Source organism: Sphingomonas sp. BL-S-05 (genome assembly GCF_055521695.1).
Map to the genome: position 1 here is coordinate 734,253 of NZ_CM145499.1, position 23,617 is coordinate 757,869.

General features: G+C 67.3%; 17 protein-coding genes and 2 tRNA genes. 11 read left to right on the forward strand and 8 right to left on the reverse strand.

Going from position 1 to position 23,617, the window contains the following annotated elements; genetic code table 11:
• The first annotated feature begins 34 nt into the window (after window positions 1-34).
• Both ACZ1JS_RS03190 and ACZ1JS_RS03195 read left to right on the forward strand, forming a co-directional pair.
• The gene (locus tag ACZ1JS_RS03190; RefSeq protein WP_465167680.1) at window positions 35-2,320 is read left to right on the forward strand and encodes a glycoside hydrolase family 3 N-terminal domain-containing protein; all 2,286 of its coding nucleotides are present in this window, start codon (window positions 35-37) and stop codon (window positions 2,318-2,320) included.
• A 176-nt stretch (window positions 2,321-2,496) separates the two neighbouring features.
• Window positions 2,497-2,733 carry a hypothetical protein gene (locus tag ACZ1JS_RS03195; RefSeq protein WP_465167681.1) on the forward strand — a complete coding sequence of 79 codons (237 nt, stop codon included), beginning with the start codon at window positions 2,497-2,499 and terminating at the stop codon, window positions 2,731-2,733.
• On the opposite strand, the gene ACZ1JS_RS03200 is transcribed toward ACZ1JS_RS03195, so the two are convergent.
• Window positions 2,670-3,488 (reverse strand): IclR family transcriptional regulator, encoded by an 819-nt coding sequence (locus tag ACZ1JS_RS03200; protein WP_465167682.1) that lies wholly within the window; start codon window positions 3,486-3,488, stop codon window positions 2,670-2,672. The genes ACZ1JS_RS03195 and ACZ1JS_RS03200 overlap by 64 nt on opposite strands.
• Window positions 3,489-3,516: 28 nt before the next feature.
• Complete coding sequence (locus tag ACZ1JS_RS03205; protein ID WP_465167683.1) at window positions 3,517-4,392, reverse strand: ROK family protein; 876 nt, start codon at window positions 4,390-4,392, stop codon at window positions 3,517-3,519.
• A gap of 170 nt (window positions 4,393-4,562) precedes the next feature.
• On the opposite strand from ACZ1JS_RS03205, the gene ACZ1JS_RS03210 reads away from it, so the two are divergent.
• From ACZ1JS_RS03210 to ACZ1JS_RS03220, 3 genes are all read left to right on the forward strand, one after another.
• Complete coding sequence (locus ACZ1JS_RS03210) at window positions 4,563-5,588, forward strand: LacI family DNA-binding transcriptional regulator (RefSeq protein WP_465167684.1); 1,026 nt, start codon at window positions 4,563-4,565, stop codon at window positions 5,586-5,588.
• 67 nt (window positions 5,589-5,655) lie between these two features.
• Window positions 5,656-5,731: transfer RNA gene (locus ACZ1JS_RS03215), tRNA-Ile, on the forward strand.
• 45 nt (window positions 5,732-5,776) lie between these two features.
• Window positions 5,777-5,853, forward strand: a tRNA-Pro gene (locus ACZ1JS_RS03220).
• 120 nt (window positions 5,854-5,973) lie between these two features.
• Here ACZ1JS_RS03220 and ACZ1JS_RS03225 read toward each other — a convergent pair.
• Window positions 5,974-7,356, reverse strand: a complete 1,383-nt coding sequence (locus ACZ1JS_RS03225; RefSeq protein WP_465167685.1) for an aminotransferase-like domain-containing protein — start codon at window positions 7,354-7,356, stop codon at window positions 5,974-5,976.
• 116 nt (window positions 7,357-7,472) lie between these two features.
• Here ACZ1JS_RS03225 and ACZ1JS_RS03230 point away from each other — a divergent pair, with 116 nt between their 5' ends.
• The 3 genes from ACZ1JS_RS03230 to ACZ1JS_RS03240 are packed head-to-tail and all read left to right on the forward strand — an operon-like array spanning window position 7,473 to window position 9,102.
• Window positions 7,473-8,315, forward strand: coding sequence for a PhzF family phenazine biosynthesis protein (locus ACZ1JS_RS03230; RefSeq protein WP_465167686.1), 843 nt, complete (start codon window positions 7,473-7,475; stop codon window positions 8,313-8,315).
• On the forward strand, window positions 8,315-8,911 hold the full coding sequence (locus ACZ1JS_RS03235) for a DJ-1/PfpI family protein (protein ID WP_465167687.1): 597 nt from the start codon (window positions 8,315-8,317) through the stop codon (window positions 8,909-8,911). Before ACZ1JS_RS03230 ends, ACZ1JS_RS03235 begins: the two co-directional genes overlap by 1 nt.
• Window positions 8,912-8,940: 29 nt before the next feature.
• Window positions 8,941-9,102: a hypothetical protein gene (locus ACZ1JS_RS03240; protein WP_465167688.1), complete on the forward strand. Its 162-nt coding sequence runs from the start codon at window positions 8,941-8,943 to the stop codon at window positions 9,100-9,102.
• Window positions 9,103-9,146: 44 nt separating this feature from the next.
• Here ACZ1JS_RS03240 and ACZ1JS_RS03245 read toward each other — a convergent pair whose 3' ends face one another.
• Genes ACZ1JS_RS03245 through ACZ1JS_RS03255 form a run of 3 tightly spaced genes read right to left on the reverse strand, consistent with a single transcriptional unit; the run spans window position 9,147 to window position 11,555 of the window.
• Window positions 9,147-9,704 carry a GNAT family N-acetyltransferase gene (locus ACZ1JS_RS03245; protein WP_465167689.1) on the reverse strand — a complete coding sequence of 186 codons (558 nt, stop codon included), beginning with the start codon at window positions 9,702-9,704 and terminating at the stop codon, window positions 9,147-9,149.
• Window positions 9,701-10,618, reverse strand: a complete 918-nt coding sequence (locus ACZ1JS_RS03250) for a bifunctional helix-turn-helix transcriptional regulator/GNAT family N-acetyltransferase (protein ID WP_465168619.1) — start codon at window positions 10,616-10,618, stop codon at window positions 9,701-9,703. The genes ACZ1JS_RS03245 and ACZ1JS_RS03250 overlap by 4 nt, the downstream gene beginning before the upstream one ends.
• A 40-nt stretch (window positions 10,619-10,658) precedes the next feature.
• The gene (locus ACZ1JS_RS03255) at window positions 10,659-11,555 is read right to left on the reverse strand and encodes an AraC family transcriptional regulator (RefSeq protein WP_465167690.1); all 897 of its coding nucleotides are present in this window, start codon (window positions 11,553-11,555) and stop codon (window positions 10,659-10,661) included.
• A 150-nt stretch (window positions 11,556-11,705) separates the two neighbouring features.
• Here ACZ1JS_RS03255 and ACZ1JS_RS03260 point away from each other — a divergent pair, with 150 nt between their 5' ends.
• From ACZ1JS_RS03260 to ACZ1JS_RS03270, 3 genes are all read left to right on the forward strand, one after another.
• Complete coding sequence (locus ACZ1JS_RS03260; protein WP_465167691.1) at window positions 11,706-12,722, forward strand: aldo/keto reductase; 1,017 nt, start codon at window positions 11,706-11,708, stop codon at window positions 12,720-12,722.
• A 414-nt stretch (window positions 12,723-13,136) separates the two neighbouring features.
• Window positions 13,137-14,798 (forward strand): ShlB/FhaC/HecB family hemolysin secretion/activation protein, encoded by a 1,662-nt coding sequence (locus ACZ1JS_RS03265; RefSeq protein ID WP_465167692.1) that lies wholly within the window; start codon window positions 13,137-13,139, stop codon window positions 14,796-14,798.
• Between the two features lie 26 nt (window positions 14,799-14,824).
• Window positions 14,825-22,201, forward strand: a complete 7,377-nt coding sequence (locus ACZ1JS_RS03270) for a YDG domain-containing protein (protein ID WP_465167693.1) — start codon at window positions 14,825-14,827, stop codon at window positions 22,199-22,201.
• 804 nt (window positions 22,202-23,005) lie between these two features.
• Here ACZ1JS_RS03270 and ACZ1JS_RS03275 read toward each other — a convergent pair.
• Together ACZ1JS_RS03275 and ACZ1JS_RS03280 are read right to left on the reverse strand one after the other, a co-directional pair.
• On the reverse strand, window positions 23,006-23,245 hold the full coding sequence (locus tag ACZ1JS_RS03275; RefSeq protein WP_465167694.1) for a DUF3253 domain-containing protein: 240 nt from the start codon (window positions 23,243-23,245) through the stop codon (window positions 23,006-23,008).
• A gap of 141 nt (window positions 23,246-23,386) precedes the next feature.
• Window positions 23,387-23,584, reverse strand: a complete 198-nt coding sequence (locus ACZ1JS_RS03280; RefSeq protein ID WP_465167695.1) for a hypothetical protein — start codon at window positions 23,582-23,584, stop codon at window positions 23,387-23,389.
• Window positions 23,585-23,617: the final 33 nt, after the last annotated feature.

The window sequence follows — 23,617 nt, forward strand, 5'->3', positions numbered from 1 at the left end:
CATTTCGTTGCGCAAACGAGACAGAGGGGATCGCATGGAAGACATTCGCATTTCGCGACGGGCGATGATGATGGGCGCCGGCGCGATCGCCGCGTGGAACGCGTCGCCGGCGCGGGCGCTGCTGGCGCAGGCGGGCGACAGGCTGCCGGCATCGGTCGAGTCGCTGATCGGTCAGATGACCGTCGAGGAGAAGGCGGGACAGTTGACGCTGATGGCGGCCGCTTGGGCGGGCGGGGCGGCGAATGCGCTCAATCCGATCAGCGCGACGGCGACATTCGATGAACAGCTGGCGGAGGTCCGTGCCGGCCGGCTGACCGGCGTGTTCAACGGCAACGGCGCCGAAATGGCGCGGCGGATGCAAACCGTGGCGATGCGCGAACAGCGTCTGAAGATACCGTTGCTGTTCGCCGCCGACATCATCCACGGCTTCCGCACCGTATTTCCAATGCCGCTGGCGGAGGCGGGGACGTTCGACGCAGATCTGGCCGAGCGGACGGCGCGAGCGGCGGCGGTCGAGGCGTCGGCGGCGGGCATCGATTGGACCTTCGCGCCGATGGTCGACATCGCCCGCGACCAGCGCTGGGGGCGGGGGATCGAAGGGGCAGGCGAAGACCTGCTGCTCGGCAAGACGATGGCCGATGCGCGGGTGCGCGGGTTCCAGGGCCGGCGCGGCCTGACCGCCGACGATGCCGTCGCGGCCTGCGCCAAGCATTTCGCGGCTTATGGCGCGGGGGAGGCGGGTCTCGACTACAATACCGTCGACGTGTCCGAACGGACGCTGCGCGAAACCTATTTCCCGCCGTTCCAGGCCGCCTTCGCCGCCGGCGCGCCGACGACGATGGCCGCGTTCAACGAATTGTCGGGGGTGCCGGCGACCGCCAATCCATGGCTGCTCGACACGATCCTGCGCAAGGAATGGGGGTTCGGCGGGCTGGTCGTGTCGGACTATACCGGCGACGAGGAACTGATCGCGCATGGCTTTGCCGCCGATGCGCGCGAAGCGACGAAGCTCGCCTTCCTTGCCGGTGTCGACATGTCGATGCAGTCGGGTTTCTATATCAAGCATCTCCCCGATCTGGTCGCCAAGGGCGAAGTGCCGATGGAACGGCTCGACCAGGCGGTGCGGCGCGTGCTGGCGCTGAAGGCGCAGCTTGGCCTGTTCGACAATCCGTTCCGCCGCATCGACCCGCGTCGCGAAAAGCAGCGGGTGCGGACGCCCCAGCATCTAAAGCTGGCGCGCGAGGCCGGGGCGCGGTCGATCGTCATGCTGAAGAACGACGGCGACCTGTTGCCGTTGCCCAAATCGGGCAAGCGCATCGCGCTGATCGGGCCGTTCGTACAGGGGCAGCGTGAGTTGATTGGGACGTGGAACGTCTATGGCTCGGATGCAGAGGCGGTGGACCTGCTGACTGGTGTTCGTGCCGCCGTCACTGATCCGAAGCTGGTCAGCGCGGTCGACGGATCGGGCATCACCGATCCGATTCCCGGCGGGATCGAGGCGGCGGTTATCGCTGCGTCGCAGGCGGATATCGTGCTGCTGGCGATCGGTGAATCGCAACGCATGTCGGGCGAGGCGCAGTCGCGCGTCGATATCGGCATTCCCAAGGCGCAGCTCGATCTGGCGGAGGCGGTGCTGGCGACGGGCAAGCCGACCGTCATCCTGCTACGCAATGGCCGGGCGATGGTCCTCGACAAGCCGGTGCTCGATGCGCGGGCGATCCTCGTCACCTGGTTTCTCGGGTCGGAAAGTGGGCCTGCGACTGCCGACATCCTGTTCGGCGAAGTGTCGCCATCGGCGCGGCTTCCGGTCAGCTTCCCCTATGCGACGGGGCAGGAGCCCTATTATTACGCCCACAAGACGACCGGGCGTCCCAACCCGCCGGGGCCGCTGGCCGACTATAAGGCGCGCTATCGCGAGGGGCCGAATGCGGCGCGTTTCCCGTTCGGGCACGGGCTGACCTATGGCCGGATCGCGTATAGCGACCTCGATCTGGGAGACGGGCGGCTGAACAGCGATGGCGCGCTGAAGGTGCGGGCACGGGTCACCAACAGCGGGACGCGGGCGGCGACCGAGGTCGTGCAGCTCTATATCCACGACATGGCCGCCAGCATCACCCGCCCGGTGCGGGAATTGAAGGCGTTTCAGCGCGTTGCGCTGGCACCGGGGGAATCGAAGGTCGTCGAGTTTACGCTACGCGCCAACGACCTTCGCTTCATCGGGGTGCAGAACCGGCCGGTGGTCGAACCGGGCAGCTTCCGTATCTGGGTCGCGCCGTCGGCCGAGGCGGATGGCGTGAACGGCAGCTTCGTCCTGGCGTAACCAACCTCCCTCTCTCCTTCAGGGGAGAGGGCCGGGGAGAGGGGGCTTCACAAGCAATAGCGCCCGCGACTGCCCCTCTCCCAACCCTCTCCCCTGAAGGGGAGAGGGCTTTGGGGGGACGCACCCGGATCGCCGGCCGGCGCGTTAACGCCTTCACTGTGAAGGAGAACGAACCCATGACCAGCGATACTGAACCCAATCAGGCAGTCGGCAACAGCACCGACACCGCCAAGCCGGACGGCGTCAACACGGCGCCCGGCGGCGGCGAGTCAGGGGGCGGTGCCTATCCCAACCCGCATGACGCCAGCGACGAAGGACGCTTCGACGGCGGGCAGAGTCTGAAGGACTATCATGGCAGCGATGGCGCCAAGGAGAATGACGCGACCGGCACCGAAGGGTCGGGATCGGCATAACCCAGGTCGCGGCTGATCGCGCGCGCGGTCTCCGCCACCTTCGGTCCGATCGCGGCGACCTTGTCCGGCGTCAGATATTGTGCGGCGGTGGCGATGCCGATCGCGGCGACGATCGCGTCGGACACGTCGCGGATCGGGGCGGCGATCGACCGGATGCCGTCATTGCCCACGCTGTCATGGATCACATGCCCGCGCGCAATGTTGGCGCGCATCGCGTCTACCCAATCGGCGACGGCATTCGCGTCGGTGGCACCCGTCGCCCGGTATAGCCGCGCCAGGCCGTCGTTCCGCTCGTCGAACAGCAATGCCTTGCCGAGCCCGGTCTGCGCCACCGGGCGCCGGTCGCCGGGGCGGGTGGATACTTCCAGCCGCTGCCGGCCCGCCGCCCGGTCGAGATGGAGCGAATGGTCGCCATCGCGCCGCCCGAGGAACACGCACAGCCCGGTATCGGCCGACAGCGCCTCCATCCGCGCCCGTGCGACGCGGACCAGATCGATACGGCGATGCGCGGTAAAGCCCAGCTGCAGCAGCGTCGGCCCCAGCGTCAGCAACCCACGCTCGGCCTGCGCGACATAGCCGCGTTCGACCAGCGCCGCGGCCAGCCGGTGCGTCGTCGTCCGGCTGAGGCCCAATACCCGCGCCAGTTCGGCGACGCGCAATGGTTCGTTGCGCAACGCCTCGACCAGGTCGAGGCCACGCATCAGCGTCTGCGTGCCGCGCGAGGCGCCGGACGGTTCTTCGCTATGGTCGTTCATCGCGCCGACTTTGGATCAGCGCGACGCGTTACGCCAGCATGTCTTGCGCCATGACGAGCGTACCCAGCGGACCGGCTTCCTCGCCCAGCGCCGCCGGCACGATCCGCTCCGCGATCGATCCGGCATCGACATAGCCCAGATAGCCGCCCAGCGCCGCGACCACCCGTTCGCGCACCATCGGCAGCACTTGCGGCTGGCCCAGCCCGACCCCGCCGCCGACGATGATACGGGCCGGGGAGAGGGTAAGGAACAGCATTGCGAACGCTTCGCCCAGCGCATCGGCGACATCGCGCCATGCCGGATCCTGGGCCGACAGCAGATGCGCCGGCCCGCCGGTCCGCGCCGCGATCGCCGGCCCGCTGACCAGTCCTTCCAGACAGTCGCCGTGAAAGGGACAGGCGCCGGCGAAGCCATCGTCGGCGCGACGGCGCAGGCGGATATGCCCGGCCTCGGGATGCATCATGCCCGTGACCGGCCGACCGCCGGCGATGATCCCCATGCCCACCCCGGTGCCGACGGTGACGTACAGGAAGTCGGACAAGCCGACCGCCGCGCCGAATGCCCCTTCGCCCAGTGCCGCGCCGGTCACGTCGGTGTGGAATGCGACCTTGTCGAACCCTTGCGCCAGCGGCGCGACGATCTCGGCCCCGGCCCAATGCGGCTTGGGGGTCGGCAGCATCGTGCCGTCGGCGACCGAGATCGGGCCGAAACTGGCAATGCCGATCGCGGCGGGACGATGGTCGTGGCGCCATTCGGCCAACTTTGCCGCGACTGCACCCAGCGTTTCGTCGGGCGTGGTCGTCGGCACGCGGAACCGGTCGATGATCTCCCGCCCGCGCCCGAGCACCGCAATCGATTTGGTGCCACCCAGTTCCACGCCGGCAACGATCCTGTCGGAATGCATTTCGATCCTCTCTCGTCGAATGGCCGGCGTTGTGCCGCACCATGGCGTGACGTCGCAAGCACGCTGGCAACCACGACCCGCTATCGTCTTTGGCAAACGTTTGCAACGTTCCAATATGCGTCGATATTTTTACTGGCGGACGGTGAGATTTTGTTCGTACAAGCAGCGTCATGGAGCAGGATGTACAAAAGTCCCGGGTGCGGACCATCGCCGATCTGGCGCGGCTGGCGGGGGTGTCGCCGGGGACGGTGTCTCGCGCGCTGGCAGGCAAGTCCTTGGTGAACGCCGAAACCCGCGACCGCATCCAGGCTTTGGCCGCCGAACACAGCTTCCGCCCCAACCAGATGGCGAGCCGGCTCAGGACGCAGCGCACCGGGGTGATCGGCGTGGTCGTGCCGTTGGGCCATGAACGGCGGCAGCATCTGTCCGATCCGTTCTTCATGACGATGCTCGGCTTCCTCGCCGACCGGCTGACCGAGGACGGTTATGACCTGATGCTGTCGCGCATCATTCCCGATGCGACCGACTGGCTGGAGCGGATCGTCGATTCGGGGATGATGGACGGCGTGCTGCTGATTGGCCAATCCGATCAGGTCGATACGATCGAGCGCGTGGCGCGCCGCTATCGCCCGCTCGTCGCCTGGGGCAGCAGCGACCTGCCGGGGCAGGTGCATTGCGCGGTCGGCACCGACAATATCGCCGGCGGGCGTCTGGCGGGAGAGCGGCTGATCGCGCGCGGCGCGCGGCGCATCGCGTTCCTCGGCGAACTGCGCGCCCCGGAAATCCGCCAGCGTTACGAAGGGGTCGCCGCTGCCATGGCGACGGCGGGGATCGAGCATCCGCCAATCCAGCTCGACACGCATCTCGCCTCCGACATCATGGTGCAGGAAGTGACCGCGCATCTCGACCGTGTCGGCGGCGAGATCGACGGCATCGCCGCCGCCTCCGACGTGATCGCGCTGACGACGCTGCGGGTGCTGGCGGATCGCGGCATCCGTGTGCCCGACGACATGCCGGTGGTCGGCTATGACGATCTCCCGCTTGCGGTCAGTGCGGTGCCGCGCATCACGACCGTGCGGCAGGACATCGCGCGCGGTGCCGACGAAATGGTCTCCGCATTGTTTCGCCGCATCGCCGGCGAGGATGCGCCGTCGGTCATGATGCCGCCGGTGCTGGTCGAACGCGATTCGGCATAAGCGGGCAGGGGGCATCAACGCCCTTGCGCAGGCGTGGCCGGCAACGCTATCGCTCGCGCCGCAGGTGGGGCCTGTAGCTCAATGGTTAGAGCTGGCCGCTCATAACGGCTAGGTTGCGGGTTCGAGTCCTGCCGGGCCCACCAAATGCTTGCGTCGCGGCCGATACCGGCCTAGGCGCAACCCTCCGTCGGGGAGTGGCGCAGTCTGGTAGCGCGCCTGCTTTGGGAGCAGGATGTCGCAGGTTCGAATCCTGTCTCCCCGACCATCCTACGCCAAGTCATTGATCCCAAGCCGCCAACCCGGCGATCGGAACGGTTGTACCCCTCCCTGTACCCATTGGGGGCCAAGGCCGGGGATTGCCGAAGCTGAAACTGCGTATCGGCAGCTATCGCTGCGCGCATTCCAGGAAAGCGGACAGGCAATCGTCGTCGCTCATCGCGACGTTGAACCGCATATGGTCACGCCATCCGCCGCTGGTGCTGAACACCGGGCCGGGCGCCAGCACGATGCCGTCACCGATGGCGCGACGGGCGAGGTCGACGGCATCGACACCGTCCGGCAACCGTGCCCAGAGGAAGATGCCCGCCGCCGGCTCGATCCACGGTTCGATGCCGACCGCGCGCAGCCGCTTGCTCACCCGCGCCGTGGCCCGCGCGAGCCGGGTGCGCACGCCCTCGACATGGCGGCGATAGCTGCCGTCGGTCAGCACCGCATGGAGCAGGTTCGCCGCCAGCGGGCTGCCCGCCATCGAGGTGGCGATGCGCAGGTCGGCGAGCGCCTCGATCCAGTCGGGTCGCGCGGCAATGTGGCCGCAGCGGACCGCCGCCGACAGCGACTTGGAGAAGCTGCCGATCCGGATCGTCCGGTCGAGCCCGTCGAACGCCGCCAGTCGCGGCGCTGCCGTATGCTCGAAGTCGGCGAAGATGTCGTCCTCGACGACCGCCATGTCGTGCGCTTCGGCGATCTTGAGCAGGCGGTGCGCAGTCGGTGTGCCAAGCGAAGTGCCGGTCGGGTTATGGATGCCGGAGTTGGTAAGATAGAAACGCGGGCGATGCGCCGCGGCTGCCTCGGCGAAAACGGCGACATCGGGGCCCGTCGGCGTCATCGGCAGGCCGATCACTTTGGCCCGGTGCGCCCGCAGCAGCGCCAGGAAGTTGAAATAGCAGGGATCGTCGACCAGGACGGTGTCGCCCGGTTGCAGCAGCAAGCGACAGACGAGATCGAGCGCGTGGGTGCCGCTGTCGGTCAGCAGGATCTGGTCGGGACCGGCCTCGATCCCCTGATCCGCCATCCGCCGCGCCAAGAGCACGCGGAGCGGGAGCGAGCCGCGTGGCGAGGCATAGCCGGCCAGCGCCCCGTCGCCGCCGGCCCGCGCGGCGGCGCGCATCGCCTTGCGCAGCGCGTCGCTCGCCAGCCAGTCGTCGGGCAGCCAGCCGCATCCCGGCATCAGGTCATGCCGTTGCTCGCCCAGCGACTGTCGCAGCATCCACAACGGATCGACCTCGCGCTCCTGGGTGGCGCCGAGCCGGTCCAGCGCCAGTGGCGCGAGCGGCGCGGCGACATAAAAGCCCGACCCGGGACGCGACCGGATCACTCCCTCGGCGGCGAGCCGGTCATAGGCGTCGACCACCGTCGAGCGCGCGACGTTGCTCGCTTCCGCCATCGCGCGGATCGACGGAAGCCGCGCGCCGGGCGTTAACGCCCGCGCTTCGATGCGGTCGCGGATCGTGCGCACCACCATGCCGGTGCGGGTCTCGTCAGCCTCCATGCCCATCGTAATGCTGTTTCCACCAATACAGTTCGGCGCGATTGTATCGGTCCGTGCCTGTTCGCACCAGCCTCCGCAGGGTAGCACGCGGCATCACTCGTAGGAGAACCGAGACCGTGACCCGCCCTTTCCGCCTTGTCGACGTGTTCGGCACCGATCCGCTGACCGGCAATCCGCTGGCGGTCATCGCCGACGCCGAAGGTCTGTCGTCGCAGGAGATGCAGGCGATCGCGGGCTGGCTGAACTTCTCGGAGACGACCTTCCTGTTGCCGCCGACCGACCCGGCGGCGGACTATCGGGTCCGGATTTTCACCATGGCCCATGAACTGCCCTTTGCCGGCCACCCGACCCTGGGCAGCGCGCATGCGTGGCTGGAAGCGGGCGGGCAGCCCAAGCAGGACGGCGTGATCGTGCAGGAATGCGGCGTCGGGCTGGTGACGATCCGGCGCGACGACGACCGGCTCGCCTTCGCCGCACCACCGTTGCTCCGTGGCGGCGCGCCGACCGAGGCGGAAATCGCGCAGGTCGCGACGCTGCTGCGCATCGATCGGACGGCAATCGTCGATGCCGCCTGGGCCGACAATGGGCCGGGCTGGATCGCGGTCCTGCTGGAATCGGCCGAAGCGGTGCTGGCGGTCGATCCGGCGCGGCATCATCACGAACACATCGACATCGGCATCGTCGGCCCGCACGCCCCCGGCGGCGAGGTCGCGTTCGAGCTTCGCGCAATCTTCAGCGACGCGCATGGCGGACTGATCGAGGATCCTGTCACCGGCAGCCTCAACGCGTCGGTCGGCCAGTGGCTGTTCGCCAGCGGCCGCGCGAGCGGCAGCTACGTCGCCGCGCAGGGCATCCGGCTGGGCCGCACCGGGCGCATCCACGTCTCGCAGGACGACGCCGGACAGGTATGGGTCGCCGGTGCGACACGGACCCTGTTCAGCGGTTCGGTGCAAAGCTGATGCAGGTCGCGGTCCTCACCTTCGACGGCTTCAACGAGCTCGACTCCTTCGTCGCCGCCGCGATCCTCAACCGGTTGCGCTCGCATGGCTGGACCGCGCACATCACCGCGCCGACCGAGACGGTGACGTCGCTGAACGGCGTCATCGTCCACCGCCAACGGCCGCTCGCATTCGTCGAGGAGGCGGACGCGGTCCTGATTGGCAGCGGCCATCGCACCCGCGAGATCGCCGCCGACCCTGCGATGCTGGCCTGCCTGCGCCTCGATCCGGCGCGACAGCTGATCGCTGCGCAATGTTCGGGCACGCTGCTGCTGGCCAAGCTGGGGCTGATCGGCGACCTGCCGGCCTGCACCGATCTCACCACCAAGCCGTGGGTCGTTGAGGCCGGCGTCATCGTCATCGACGCCCCCTTCGCCGCGCATGGCAACGTTGCCACCGCAGGCGGCTGCCTTGCGGCACCGTACCTCGCCGCCTGGATGATCGCGCGGGGCGGCTCGCCCGGCCTCGCGCGCGAGGCGCTGCATTATGTCGCGCCGGTCGGAGAGAAGGATCGGTTCGTCGACCATGCCCTGTCCGTGGTCGGCGGTCCGTCCTAAGCCTGAAAGCTGGTCGGCATCGGCGACACATGCGCGCTGCCGCCGGGATCGTGATCCGGGCCAGCGCCAGTTTCGCGATCGTGACGCCCTTGCAGAAGCGGGTGATGGATGCCGCGACCGACGCGGCCAACCTCGCTTCCGCGAGGAACATCGGTACATTCGACCTCGGCGCCAATGCCGGCCCGGTTTGAAAGCTATCGGGCGGCCACGCCGCAGCGAAGCGCAGGCCGGCGGGTCACCCGCCGCTCCCGGCCGGATGAAGGACCTTCCGCATTCGGATCAGCGGCACGATGATGCCATTCACGTCCGCGTCGGCGCGTTCGAGCGGGCGATAGCCGCACGCGGCGTAGAGCCGTTCGCCGCTGGCCGTGCTCATCAGTTCGCCGGCCGTGAAACCCGCGTCCGCCGCCGCCCGCTCGCATTGGTCGAGCACCATGCGGCCGATGCCGCGCCGGATATGATCGGGGTGGGTGTACATCGCGCGGATACGGGCGGCGTCGCGGGCCGGGTCGAGCAGTGCGGGATCGCGCAGCCCGGTGCTATGATCGCCGCCATAGAGCGTCGCGCGTCGGCTCCATCCGCCGCAGCCGACCGCCACACCGCCTTCCTCGACGATGAAGTAGGTGCCGTCACGCACGATTTGCGTATCCAGCCCCATTACGGCCCGGCTCGCGACGATCTGGGCGGGTGTCAGCACTGCCGCCTGGCCGCGCTCGATCGCCAGGGTCATCAGGGCGCGCAGCGCATCCAGATCGTCCTCCACCGCCGGGCGGATCGTCAGCGCACCGTTCATGCCGCCAGCTCCAGCCGCCACGTCTCTCCCCGAAGCGGTACGCCGAACCGGTCGTGCATCGCCGTCTCGACACAGCGGAAGCCCTGCGCGGCATAGATGCGACGGGCGGACTCCAACACGCTTTGCGTCCACAACGTCAGCGCCGTGTAGCCCTTCTCGCGTGCGAAGCCGACGCATTGCGCGACCAGCGCCTCGCCGATCCCGCGCCGCCGCGCGAACGGTTCGACATGGAGCAGGCGCAGGCGCGCGAGGCCGTCCCCCTCGTCGGTCAAGAACACCGCGCCGGCCATCACCCCGTCGATCTCCGCGACCCAGCATTGCTCGCGGGCGGGATCGAAGTCGCGCAGGAAGGCTGCGGTCACCTCGCTCTCGATCACCTCGAGCTCGCGGCCCCAGCCATGGCTTTCGGCGTAAAGGACCGATTGCCGGGCGGCAATCAGCGCAGGCTCACCCGTGCGGAACGGGCGGATATGGAACGGCCCGCCCGACGCCGGATCGAGCAACAGGCGGGCGCGGGTCAGCGCCTCGACGAGGTCGCGCCGGCTCGTGCCCGGTACCTCGTCCAGAAGATCGCGCACCGCAGCGCGCTGGCGCCCGTCGATGATCGCGAAGGCGTCGCGTCCCGCCCCGGTCAGTCGCAGGTCGCGGGCGCGCGCATCATCCGCCCGCACCACGCGCACGACCCAGCCGCGCGCCTGGAACCGTGCGATCATGCGGCTGAGATACCCCGCGTCCATGCCCAGCACGTCCTGCAACATGCTGGCGGTAACAGGCTCGCGCGTGGCGATCTCGAACAGCAACCGCGCTTCGGGCAGGCTCGCATCGGTGTCGAGGAAGCGCGCATCCAGCGCGCCGACCGTCTGTGTATAGAAGCGGTTGAAGCGGCGAACCGCGGTGACGTCTGCATCTTCCATGACCGGCATGCTGGACCCGATTACTTGACGGAGTCAAGTATTAGGGTAATGCCGGTTCTGGCACGAGCCGCGCCCGGATCGCGGCGGCATCCCGGCCCGGCGGCGCGCCGAATAGGCGTCGATAGTCGCGGCTGAACTGTGACAGGCTTTCATAGCCGATCGCGAAGCCGACACGGGAGACCTCCTCGGCGGCGATCAAGCGGCGGCGGGCTTCCTGAAGGCGTACCTGCTTCTGGAACTGAACGGGCGTCATCGTCGTGACCGCCTTGAAGTGGCGGTGGAAACCGGGGACGCTCATGCCTGCCAGCGCCGCCAGGTCGGCGACGCGCAAGCTCTCCGCATAATGATCGCGGATGTGCGCCGTGGCGCGGCCGATGCGCGCGGCATGGGTGTCGGCGAGCCCGATCTGGCGCAGTGCCGGTCCCAGCGCGCCGCCCAGCAATCGCCACACGATCTCGCGCCGGACCAGCGGCGCAAGCACCTGCGCATCGCGTGGGGAATCGAGCAGGTCAAGCAGCCGCTTGAGAGGATCGCACAGCGCCGGATCATGCTCGGCAGTCGAAAGTGCGGCGAAAACAGGTGTATCGGCCAGCGCCCCGGCTTGGTCGGTGAGCAGTTCGGTAACCATTACCGGATCGATCGCCAGCGACAGCGCGAGATAGGGCAACTGCGCGTTCGCCTGCGTGATCCGCGCCGTGACCGGCAGGTCGAGCGAGGCGAGCAGGCACTGGCCAGCGGCGTAGCGATAGGGTGTCTCGCCCAGCATCGTCGTCTTCGCGCCCTGCACGACGAGGCAGAAGGACGGGCGGTAGACCGAGCGGATGATGCCGCTCGGCGTCTCCGCGCGGGTCAGCAGCAGGCCGTCGATCGGCGTCTCGCGGCCATGCGCGAACCAGTGGCGCTCGATCAGCGGCGCAAGGTCGATCAGCGTCGTCATCGGTTGCAAGCTAGCGGGTGATCCGCGCCGATGCACGGGCCAGCGGGTCGTGTTGATAAGATCGGGCAAAATATTGATCGGATCGGCGTCGCCGGGACGCGCGTCTGCCGCCTATCTCCCCCGCATCCAGTCCCAGCAGGAGAACGACCCATGCGTATGCGCCAGCTCGGCCACAGCGGCCTGTTCGTATCCGAATTGTGCCTCGGCACCATGACCTTCGGCGGTAGCGACGGCATGTGGGGCCAGATCGGCCAGCTCCGCCAGGAGGAGGCCGACGCGCTGGTGAAGACAGCGCTCGACGCCGGCATCAACTTCATCGACACCGCCAACGTCTATGCCGGCGGCGAAAGCGAACGCATTCTGGGCCAGTCGCTCAGGAATCTCGGCGTCGCTCGCGACGATGTCGTGGTAGCGACCAAGGTGCTGGGTCCGATGGGTGACGGACCCAATGCGCGCGGCGCTTCGCGTTCGCACATCATCAGCCAATGCAAGCAGAGCCTCCAGCGGCTCGGGCTCGACCATATCGACCTCTACCAGATCCATGGCTTCGATCCCGCGACCCCGATCGAGGAGACGCTGGAGGCACTCGATACGCTCGTCCGTCACGGCCATGTCCGCTACCTAGGCCTGTCCAATTGGGCAGCGTGGCAGGTGGTGAAGGCCGTCGGTATCATCGAGGCGCGTCGGCTGGCGCCGATCCTGTCGCTGCAGGCCTATTACACGCTGGTCGGCCGCGATCTGGAGCGCGAGATCGTGCCGATGCTTCGGTCCGAGAAGATCGGGCTGATGGTGTGGAGCCCGCTTGCCGGGGGCTATCTGTCGGGCAAGTATGACGGCGAGGGGCAGGCGGCGGACGGTCGGCGCGCGACGTTCGACTTTCCGCCGGTCGACCGGACACGCGGTTCGGTGGTGATCCCCGAGATGCGGCGTATTGCCGAAACGAAAGGCTGCACCGTCGCGCAGGTGGCGCTTGCCTGGCTGCTCCACCAGCCGGTGGTGACGAGCGTGATCGTCGGGGCCAAGCGGGTGGAGCAGCTCGCCGACAACATCGCGGCGACGCAGGTGTCGCTCGACGCGGACGACCTCGCCGCGCTCGATGCGGTAACGAAGCTGCCGGCGGAATATCCCGGCTGGATGCTCGAACGGCAAGGCGGCTATCGCGCGTGAGCAACTGCTGGAGTGACGGGTTGGTGCTTTCCACATGCGCAACGACACCGTGGCTCCAGCAGCGACCGGCTGGCCGCAGGCGGCCGTCATGTCGGGTGCTGCTAGGTACGACCGGCTTCAAACGAACTGCACACTGACAAATAATCGTGCGCGTTCCATATGATGCTCCGGTCATGATATCTGTTGCGTAACATTATTAGCCAAGCAGCCCGCAACTGGGCAATCGCAATAGAAATATAATTAAAACATGTGATTCAAACTGATACGGCTGGGTAGAATAGTTTAGACCGATCACAGGTAACAAGTTTTTTACCAAGCAAAAACTACGGGAATGGCCGGGAAGAGCAGGGGTTCTCGGTCTTGATCAGTAGTTGTCGCCTGACGGGCGCAGTATCCGCGATGTTGCCACTGTTGATGGCGACGAACGCCTACGCCCAGCGTGCACCCGATGCCGGGTCGCTGCTGAACCAGCAACGCCGTGGCGACATGGCCCCCGGCAGCACAACGCCACGGGGCGAAGAGGTGTTGGATCTCCCGATGCCGGACTCGGCGGCCGAGGGCACGGGCGTGCAGGTCACAGTACGCGCCATCCGCTTCGGTGGCGACCGCGATCTGGCGTCGGCCGAAAAGCTTGCGCTGCTGGTGGAGCCCGTCATCGGGCGCACGCTCGACCATGCCGGGTTTCAAAAGCTGGCCGACAACATCACCCGTTATCTGCGCGGGCGGGGCTATGCCGTGGCCAGTGCATATCTTCCCCGGCAGGACGTAACCGCCGGGAATATCGAGATCGCGATCCTGGCCGGGCGGCTCGACGACGGGCCGGATGCCATTACGGTCGAAGGGCATACCCGGCTGCGGCGCAACCGGATTACCGGTCCGATCGCCTCCGCCGTGCGATCGGGACGGCCGCTCAGGGCCGCCGATCTCGAACGCGGCCTGCTGATCGTCAACGACTTGCCGGGCATGGCGGTGCGATCGACGCTGGCACCAGGCAGCCGGCCGGGTACGACGCGGCTGATCGTACATGCCAAGCAGGATGCGCTGCTTTCCAGCGATCTGACGACGGACAATTACGGCAATGCCAGCACCGGCATGATCCGTGCGGGCGCGGGGTTGCGCCTGGTCGATCCGCTGGGCGTGGGGGATCAAGTCGTGATGGGCGTCAGCCTAGCCTCGGGCAGCACGCTGCTGAACGCGGGCTATGCGGTACCGATCGGCACCTCGCCCATCCGCCTGCAGGTCGCGGCCAGCTATCTCGAATATGACGTGCGTCAGCCCGCGCTGCGCGTCCTGGCGCTCGACGGATCGGCCCGTTCGAACAACATCGGGATCAACGCTCCGCTGCTGCGCTCTCGCGGCAGCAATCTGTCACTGGCGCTCGGCTATGAACGTCTTGCGTTGGAAGATCGCGCGCTGGGCACGATCATCAGCAACCGGCGTCTGGACAACCTGTCCGTCGCCCTGTCGGGCAACCGCATCGACGCGATCGGTGGTGGCGGCCTGAACGAGGCCGCGCTGACGCTGACGTTCGGAAGGGTCGACCTGGACCGCGACGCGCAACAGCGCCTCATCGACCAGCTTACCGCACGGACCGCCGGGAATTATGCCAAACTGTCCGGCCGGGTGTCCCGGCTACAGACGCTGGATGGCAATCGCCGCTGGACGTTCCTTGCCGGGGTCAGTGGCCAGGCGGCGGGCAGGAACCTCGACAGTTCCGCGCGTTTCCTGCTGGGTGGTCCGGGCGGCGTTCGCGCCTATGGCGTCGGACAGGGAATCGGCGACGAGGGCGTCCTGACGACGCTCGAACTGCGTCGGGCGATCGAATGGGGTAACGTCCAGCTTCAGGGGTTGGCGTTTCTCGACGGGGGACGCATCTGGACCAACGCGCGGCCGTGGCGGACGGGATCGAACACCACCGCCTTCCATGCCACCGGTTTCGGCCTCGACCTGCGCGGCCCCAACTGGGCGATCCGTACCGCCATCGCCCGCCGCATCGGTAGGCCCGACGTCACCGCCAGCGGCATCGAACCGATCCCGGACTGGCGGGGCTGGCTCCAAACCGTCGTCCGCTTCTGATGCCCCTCCCATATCCGGATAGTTCCATGCGCGACCGCAGCTTCACCCAACGCCGCCGCTTCGCCGGAGTCAGTCGTGCCGCCCTCTCGCTGTCCCAGCGTTTGGCGGGGGGCATGACGCTGGCGACACTGATGTTCGGCATCGGTCAACCGGTAGGCGCACAGACATTGCCGAACGGTGGCACCATCACCGCGGGCAGCGGCTCGATCACCACCGGCGCGCGCTCGGTCGAGGTGAACCAGACCAGCGACCGCATGGTCGTGGCTTGGCAGGGCTTCGATATCGGTGCGGGGGAGCGCGTGACGTTCAACCAGCCCAACGCGAGCAGTGTCGCGCTGAACCGGGTGCTGACCGGTGGAGCGAGCCGGATCGACGGGTCGCTGATCGCCAACGGGCAGGTCTGGTTGTTGAACCCCAACGGGGTCGTCATCGGTCGCGACGCGGTCGTGAATACCGCTGGACTGGTGCTATCGTCGCTGGGCCTCTCCGACGACGATTTCATGGGCGGTCGCAACAGCTTTTCCGGCAACGGAACGGGTGCGATCGTCAATCATGGACGGCTGACGACCGGTGCCGGCGGGGTCGTCGCCCTGATCGGCCCCGCCGTCGCCAATAGTGGCACCATCGACACGCCGGGCGGCAGCACGGTCATGGCGGCGGGCAGCGCGGTCGCGCTCGACTTCACCGGCGACGGTCTCATCACCTATCGCGTCGATCGCGGCGCGCTGGATGCGCAGGTGGCCAATAGCGGCGCGATCACTGCCGATGGCGGCATGGTCGTGCTGACCGCGCGCGGGGCCGACGCGCTGACCGCCAGCAGCGTCAATACCACCGGGACGATCCGTGCCAGTAGCCTGGTGTCCCGTGGCGGGCGCGTACTGCTCGACGGCGATACGGCGGCTGGCACCACCAACGTCGCGGGCGCGATCGACGTCAGCTCGACCACCGGACAGGGCGGGCTGGCCACCATAACCGGCGGCAACATCGTGCTGACCGGCGCGACGATTGATGCCAGCGGCGCGGCCGGCGGCGGCACGATCAACGTCGGTGGCGGCCGCTATGGTCAGGACGCGACGGTGGCCAACGCGACCACGCTGATGGTCGATGCGGCCAGCACGCTGCGCGCGGACGCGATCGACCGTGGCAATGGCGGCTTCGTCACCGCCTGGTCCAACGGCACCACCGGCTTCGCAGGGCGGATCGCGGCGCGCGGCGGCCGCTTGGGCGGCAACGGCGGCGAACTGGAGGTGTCGGGCAAGATCGACCTGCGCTACGCCGGCATCGCCGACGCGCTGGCGCCGATGGGGCTGACCGGCAACCTGCTGCTCGACCCGACCAACATCACGATCATGGGGGGCAGCGGCACGTCGGGCAACTGGACCTCGGGTACCGGCGACGTCACCATTTATGCGACCACCTTGGAAGCGCAGAGTGCCAACGTGCTGTTGCAGGCGACGCGCTATATCACCTTCATGGACCTGAACGACAATGGCGGTGACGGTGACATCGTCATGCAGCGCGACGTCAGCTTCCGGGCGGAGGCGCTGAACACGCTGAGCGGCACCGCCAACAACCGGCGTGCCTCGATCGTCTTCACCAATGCGAGCAACACGCTGAAGGTGTCGGGCACCGGCAGCATCTACATGAACGGCGGCGGTTCGGGGAACGGATATGGCACGATCGGCGACCGCCCGGATTCGGCCTCTACCGTCATCACCCCCGGTACCGGCACGTTCAACCTGATCGCCGGCGACGTCGGCGATGTCGGCAGCAACCCGGTGATGACCGCGCTGCCAAACCACAATGTCGGCACCGTCGGCAGCGTCACCCCGGGGGCGGGCAGCATCACCCTCTTGGGGGCCGACGGCATTCTGGTGTCGGGCAACATCACGACGGAGGGCGGATATGTCAGGATCTCCGGCGATTCAGACATTGGCGGTGGCGGCTCGATCAACCTCTCCAAGGACATTACGACCAACGGAGGCAATCTGTACGTCTATTTCGGCAACGCCGGCAGCGCGGAGAACGTCGCGACGATCGGTGGACATGTCCAGCTGGGATCGGGCCGGCTGATCTTCGGCGACGAGGTCAACGCGGCCAATGTCGCCGCCGGGCTGAGCCGCGTCAACCTCGGCCAGTCGACCGGGGTAAAGCGGCTCGGCGGTCTGCTCGAACTGTCGAACGACGTCAACTTCACCACGCCGCTGACGTTGTTGGGCGGGGCGACGATCCACACCGATGGCGATATCAACTTCAGCAGCACGGTCAATTTTGACACCGGCACCGATGCGCTGACGCTGCGCGCCAACAACATCAGCTTCGCCAATGCGACGCTGGCCAATGTCTCGACCGCCAGCATCGTGCTCGAACCATGGGTCGCTGCGACCGACATCAACCTCGATGGTCTGGACGGCATCGTCCCCGCCAACAGCTTCACCAAGCTGGCGGGGATCAAGAATCTGACGATCGGCCGGGTCGACGGCACCGGCACGACTATCGTCAGCAACGCGGGCTTTGCCTTTGGCGCAAGCGGGCGACTGACCCTGCTGAACGGCGCGATGCAGATAGACGGCCTGTTGCAGAACACCAGCGCCACCGGCACGATCCTGGCGCGTGCAGGATCGACCGACGTGACGATCAATGCCGGGGGATCGATCCGGGCGTTGGGCAGCGGCGATGCGGTGATCGCGACGGCCGCACGCAACTTCGTCAATCATTCCGGCACCGGCGCGCTGGTCGCACCCAATGCCGCCGGGCGCTGGCTGACCTATTCGACCAACCCCGCCGACGACCTACGCAGCGGTCTCGCGGTCGCGTTCAAGCAATATGACGCGACCTATGGCACCACCACCGTCGCCCAGGCGACCGGCAACGGCCATCTCTATTCCACCGCACCGGTGGTTCAGGTCGCGCTGGTCGGAAGCACGGGCAAGGTTTATGACGGTACCACCGCCGCCAGCCTGACGCTCGCCAGCAACTTCGCGGTATCGGGCGCGATCGACGGCGACGATATCAGCGGATTCCTGACCGGCTTTGCGAACGCCACCTATGACACCCGCAACGTCGGCACGGCAAAGACCGTCACCGCTACCGGCCTGACCGGCGGCACCGCGATCGATGGTGCCGTTACCGTCTATGGCTATGGTGTCACGTCTACTGCCTCTGCCGCGATCGGAACGATCACCCGGAAGGTCGTCGCTGCCAGTCTGTCGGCGACCGACAAGGTCTATGATGGCACCACCGCCGCGACCGGCAGCGCCACGCTCACCAGCGGCGTCATCGCTGGCGACACGCTCGGCGTAGGGGTCGGCGGCAGCAGCTTCGATACGCGCGATGCGGGGGCGGGTAAGACCGTCACCCTCACCGGGCTGACCCTGACCGGCAACGATGCGGGCAACTACCAGCTCGCCGCCACCAGCGGCACCACCACCGCTGCGATCAGCCGGAAGGTCGTCGCCGCCAGCCTGTCGGCGACCGACAAGGTCTATGACGGCACCACCGCTGCCACCGGCAGCGCCGCGCTCACCAGTGGCGTCATTGCCGGCGACACGCTCGGCGTAGGTGTCGGTGGCAGCAGCTTCGATACGCGCGATGCGGGAGCGGGCAAGACTGTCACCCTTAGCGGGCTGACCCTGACCGGCAACGATGCGGGTAACTATCAGCTTGCCGCCACCACCGGCACCACCACCGCCGCGATCAGCCGGAAGGTCGTTGCCGCCAGCTTGTCGGCCACCGACAAGGTCTATGACGGCACCACCGCCGCGACCGGCAGCGCTACGCTCACCAGCGGCGTCATTGCCGGCGACACGCTAAGCGTAGGCGTCGGCGGCAGCAGCTTCGACACGCGCGACGCGGGGGCGGGCAAGACCGTCACCCTTACCGGGCTGACCCTGACCGGCAACGATGCAGGCAACTATCAGCTTGCCGCCACCAGCGGCACCACCACCGCCGCGATCAGCCGGAAGGTCGTGGCCGCCAGCCTGTCGGCGACCGACAAGGTCTATGACGGCACCACCGCCGCCACCGGCAGCGTTACGCTCACCACCGGCGTCATCGCCGGCGACACGCTCGGCGTAGGGGTCGGTAGCAGCAGCTTCGACACGCGCGATGCGGGGGCGGGCAAGACCGTCACCCTCACCGGGCTGACCCTGACCGGCAACGATGCAGGCAACTACCAGCTCGCCGCCACCAGCGGCACCACCACCGCTGCGATCAGCCGGAAGGTCGTCGCCGCCAGCCTGTCGGCGACCGACAAGGTCTATGACGGCACCACCGCTGCCACCGGCAGCGCCGCGCTCACCAGTGGCGTCATTGCCGGCGACACGCTCGGCGTAGGTGTCGGTGGCAGCAGCTTCGATACGCGCGATGCGGGAGCGGGCAAGACTGTCACCCTTAGCGGGCTGACCCTGACCGGCAACGATGCGGGTAACTATCAGCTTGCCGCCACCACCGGCACCACCACCGCCGCGATCAGCCGGAAGGTCGTTGCCGCCAGCTTGTCGGCCACCGACAAGGTCTATGACGGCACCACCGCCGCGACCGGCAGCGCTACGCTCACCAGCGGCGTCATTGCCGGCGACACGCTAAGCGTAGGCGTCGGCGGCAGCAGCTTCGACACGCGCGACGCGGGGGCGGGCAAGACCGTCACCCTTACCGGGCTGACCCTGACCGGCAACGATGCGGGCAACTATCAGCTCGCCGCCACCACCGGCACCACCACCGCCGCGATCACCCGGAAGGTCGTTGCCGCCAGCTTGTCGGCCACCGACAAGGTCTATGACGGCACCACCGCCGCGACCGGCAGCGCTACGCTCACCACCGGCGTCATCGCCGGCGACACGCTGGGCGTGGGCGTCGGCGGCAGCAGCTTCGACACGCGCGACGCGGGGACGGGCAAGACCGTCACCCTCACCGGGCTGACCCTGACCGGCAACGATGCAGGCAACTACCAGCTCGCCGCCACCAGCGGCACCACCACCGCTGCGATCAGCCGGAAGGTCGTCGCCGCCAGCCTGTCGGCGACCGACAAGGTCTATGACGGCACCACCGCTGCCACCGGCAGCGCTACGCTCACCAGTGGCGTCATTGCCGGCGACACGCTCGGCGTAGGTGTCGGTGGCAGCAGCTTCGATACGCGCGATGCGGGAGCGGGCAAGACTGTCACCCTTAGCGGGCTGACCCTGACCGGCAACGATGCGGGTAACTATCAGCTTGCCGCCACCACCGGCACCACCACCGCCGCGATCACCCGGAAGGTCGTTGCCGCCAGCTTGTCGGCCACCGACAAGGTCTATGACGGCACCACCGCTGCCACCGGCAGCGCTGCGCTCGCCAGTGGCGTCGTCGCCGGTGACACGCTCGGAGTGGGGGTCGGCGGCAGCAGCTTCGACACGCGCGATGCGGGGGCGGGCAAGACCGTCACCCTCACCGGGCTGACGCTGACCGGCAACGATGCAGGCAACTATCAGCTCGCCGCCACCAGCGGCACCACCACCGCCGCGATCAGCCGGAAGGTCGTCGCCGCCAGCCTGTCGGCGACCGACAAGGTCTATGACGGCACCACCGCCGCGACCGGCAGCGCTACGCTCACCAGCGGCGTCATCGCCGGCGACACGCTCGGCGTCGGCGTCGGCGGCAGCAGCTTCGACACGCGCGATGCGGGGGCGGGCAAGACCGTCACTCTCACCGGGCTGACGCTGACCGGCAACGATGCGGGCAACTATCAGCTCGCCGCCACCAGCGGCACCACCACCGCCGCGATCGCCCGGAAGGTCGTTGCCGCCAGCCTGTCGGCTACCGACAAGGTCTATGACGGCACCACCGCCGCGACCGGCAGCGCTACGCTCACCAGCGGCGTCATCGCCGGCGACACGCTGGGCGTGGGCGTCGGCGGCAGCAGCTTCGACACGCGCGACGCGGGGACGGGCAAGACCGTCACCCTTACCGGACTGACGCTGACCGGCAACGATGCAGGCAACTACCAGCTCGCCGCCACCAGCGGCACCACCACCGCTGCGATCAGCCGGAAGGTCGTCGCCGCCAGCCTGTCGGCGATCGACAAGGTCTATGACGGCACCACCGCCGCTACCGGCAGCGCTGCGCTTACCAGCGGCGTCATCGCTGGCGACACGCTCGGCGTAGGGGTCGGTAGCAGCAGCTTCGACACGCGCGATGCGGGGGCGGGCAAGACGGTCACCCTCACCGGGCTGACGCTGACCGGCAACGATGCGGGCAACTACCAGCTTGCCGCCACCAGCGGCACCACCACCGCCGCGATCAGTCGGAAGGTCGTTGCCGCCAGCCTGTCGGCGACCGACAAGGTCTATGACGGCACCATCGCCGCGACCGGCAGCGCTACGCTCACCAGTGGCGTCATCGCCGGCGACACGCTGGGCGTGGGCGTCGGCGGCAGCAGCTTCGACACGCGCGATGCGGGGGCGGGCAAGACCGTCACCTTGACCGGACTGACGCTGACCGGCAACGATGCCGGCAACTACCAGCTCGCCGCCACCAGCGGCACCACCACCGCCGCGATCCTGGCCCGGACGTTGAGCGTTTCCATTACCGCTCTCGACAAGGTCTATGACGGAACAACGGTAGCAATCCTGCGCGATCCGGTAATCCAAGGCATTGTGCCTGGCGATCGGATAAGGGCTACCGCCGATGCAGCATTCGAGACGGCCACTCCGGGTATCGCCAAGCCGGTACTTGTCACCGGGATTACCTTGCGAGGCGAAGATTCCGGCAACTATCGGCTTACTGCGGCCAGTCTGATAACTTCGGCAACGGTCAGCCCGGTGGAAACCTCGGCCCCCATTACAGCTGCTCTGATTTCCGGCAATGAAACTGCCAAAGACGCTATCGATGCAGGTAATGCCAAGGCAACCGTAAGTGCCAATTTCAATACAAGCTCGGCACCATTGGTGACGGCAATGGATAGGGCTGCGACAATCTCCGCTGGTAGTGACGTGCTGACTTTGTCCCGTAGAACGATCATCGATACCGGCCGGACCAGTTTGCTCACTTCGGATGCCGCAATCGAACCGATCCGTAACAATCTGAGCATCTATACGGCAAAAGCTGCCAGTGAGGTTGCCTTCGAAGGTACTTTCGCAGCGACGGACCGCGGCAATCTTGTCACGCTGCAAACTGCGTTGGATAGCTCGAGCATTCCAGTCACGCTCGATAATCCCTCCAATACCGTCCGGGCCACCTTGCCCGTAGCTGACGGTACGCTCGACCTGACCATTGGTACCAACGCGCCGGATGTCCTGGTGGTCGATCTGAACGGAGCGGTGCAACGGCCGTCCGTTGAGGAAGTCGCCGGCTATGCACTTTATGTCGCTCGCAAGCGATTGAACCTCTCGCTGGATCAATTCCGCGCAGTGGTGATTCGGGATTGAGTTGGAGGAGCGCTAATGCCCGACGAATACAGATTCGCTTAGGGCAGCTTGTTGTTGAGGTTTGTCATTTCACGACTTGATGACGAACTTCTTTCTTGGCGTGAGGAGGGCCGCGCGGAACTGGGTCGCGAACTGCGGATCACCGCGAAGTCAGTTGCGAAGCTACGGGACCAAGCGACCGCCGGGAATCGGAGCGCCAGTCAAAGACCATCATTCCACGATCTTTCCCGAACTTGGCCGTAGCCAACCCGATGCCGGCCAGAATGCAGCAAGCCCAAGCCGCGCGAAATGGCGGCTTGGAAGCTGGACAGGAAGTTGAACCATTCGATAGCCCTCGAACTGCGGCGGCGATTTCCATCTCGACATGCTCGACTGGCGGAACCCGCACCACGTTGGCGATCGCGATCGCGATGCATCCGGCGGCCCCCACGTTTGTCACCGAACGACGGCTGTCGACAGCAACCCTCAATCGAGCGTGATTCGAAGAACCGACACCAACCCGCCGAACGCCCAGTTGGACAGGATCACGATCGGGCGGGGGAACAGAAGCGATATTGCGATACGACGAGCAGAAGCAGCGCTACAACTAGCTGGCCTCAGAGCGGCAGTGCCAGTGGCCACAGGGTGCGAGGCATGATGTAAATTACCAAAGAGCGTCGGGAGTATGGCTGCGATTGACCATGAGGCTGGTCCAGTCGCTATCAACCGGCCGCCGGAAACAGGTTATCGACGTTAGGTCGGCGCCTACCTTCGCACCGTCGCCGCGCGATAGCGCATAGTGGTGGAGCCTGGGAGGGGTTGGCCTTAATCGTCGCCGGGACGGCCGATCCTGTACGGTCCCGACCGCGTCGCCAAAGGCTTCCCCTTCCAGGTCAGGCGCGCCGATCCGTCGCGCACCAGTCCGTCGACCGCTGCATGGACAAAGGGCATCACGGCGCGCCAATCCTGCGGTGACAGCGCGCGTGCCACTTCGCTTGGGCAGACTGTCGCGCCAGCCGCGCGGCGCGCGAGCAGGTCCAGTGTCGTGGCGCGCGGATCGCTCATGCGGTGTAGGTCGGTGTCACACGCGCCCCGGTCAAGTTGTGCAGAACCGCCGATGTAAGACGCACGCCCGTACGCGCGGCGAGGCTCGACGGCAGTGCGTCCGTGGCCGCGCCCGACCGGCTCTACGGCGTTGCTCCGCACCTAGCGCCAGCGCTCGGCGATCGCGAACGCCAGCGCAACCAGATGCGGCTTGCTCTCGGCATCGGCGTGGGCCCTGTCTTCGGGCCGCTCCGTCCAGCCGAGATCATCGAGCGATCCCTCGCCGCCACGATGCAGCCCGCGCTGAGATAAACGAGGCGGCCCAATCGGTCGGCCACCGTCTTTGCCGAATGCGGTCATGCAAGATGTGGGGAAACGGGGCTGGTGCCGGAC

Bases quoted from the DNA above. Each gene is read 5' to 3' on its own strand.
- ACZ1JS_RS03240 (WP_465167688.1), top strand. From the start codon at position 8,941: ATGCGCGCTGCCGCCGGGATCGTGATCCGGGCCAGCGCCAGTTTCGCG.
- ACZ1JS_RS03225 (WP_465167685.1), bottom strand. From the start codon at position 7,356: ATGGAGGCTGACGAGACCCGCACCGGCATGGTGGTGCGCACGATCCGC.
- ACZ1JS_RS03255 (WP_465167690.1), bottom strand. From the start codon at position 11,555: ATGACGACGCTGATCGACCTTGCGCCGCTGATCGAGCGCCACTGGTTC.
- ACZ1JS_RS03245 (WP_465167689.1), bottom strand. From the start codon at position 9,704: ATGAACGGTGCGCTGACGATCCGCCCGGCGGTGGAGGACGATCTGGAT.
- ACZ1JS_RS03260 (WP_465167691.1), top strand. From the start codon at position 11,706: ATGCGTATGCGCCAGCTCGGCCACAGCGGCCTGTTCGTATCCGAATTG.
- ACZ1JS_RS03195 (WP_465167681.1), top strand. From the start codon at position 2,497: ATGACCAGCGATACTGAACCCAATCAGGCAGTCGGCAACAGCACCGAC.
- ACZ1JS_RS03250 (WP_465168619.1), bottom strand. From the start codon at position 10,618: ATGGAAGATGCAGACGTCACCGCGGTTCGCCGCTTCAACCGCTTCTAT.
- ACZ1JS_RS03280 (WP_465167695.1), bottom strand. From the start codon at position 23,584: ATGACCGCATTCGGCAAAGACGGTGGCCGACCGATTGGGCCGCCTCGT.
- ACZ1JS_RS03200 (WP_465167682.1), bottom strand. From the start codon at position 3,488: ATGAACGACCATAGCGAAGAACCGTCCGGCGCCTCGCGCGGCACGCAG.
- ACZ1JS_RS03190 (WP_465167680.1), top strand. From the start codon at position 35: ATGGAAGACATTCGCATTTCGCGACGGGCGATGATGATGGGCGCCGGC.
- ACZ1JS_RS03265 (WP_465167692.1), top strand. From the start codon at position 13,137: ATGGCGACGAACGCCTACGCCCAGCGTGCACCCGATGCCGGGTCGCTG.
- ACZ1JS_RS03210 (WP_465167684.1), top strand. From the start codon at position 4,563: ATGGAGCAGGATGTACAAAAGTCCCGGGTGCGGACCATCGCCGATCTG.
- ACZ1JS_RS03235 (WP_465167687.1), top strand. From the start codon at position 8,315: ATGCAGGTCGCGGTCCTCACCTTCGACGGCTTCAACGAGCTCGACTCC.
- ACZ1JS_RS03275 (WP_465167694.1), bottom strand. From the start codon at position 23,245: ATGAGCGATCCGCGCGCCACGACACTGGACCTGCTCGCGCGCCGCGCG.
- ACZ1JS_RS03270 (WP_465167693.1), top strand. From the start codon at position 14,825: ATGCGCGACCGCAGCTTCACCCAACGCCGCCGCTTCGCCGGAGTCAGT.
- ACZ1JS_RS03205 (WP_465167683.1), bottom strand. From the start codon at position 4,392: ATGCATTCCGACAGGATCGTTGCCGGCGTGGAACTGGGTGGCACCAAA.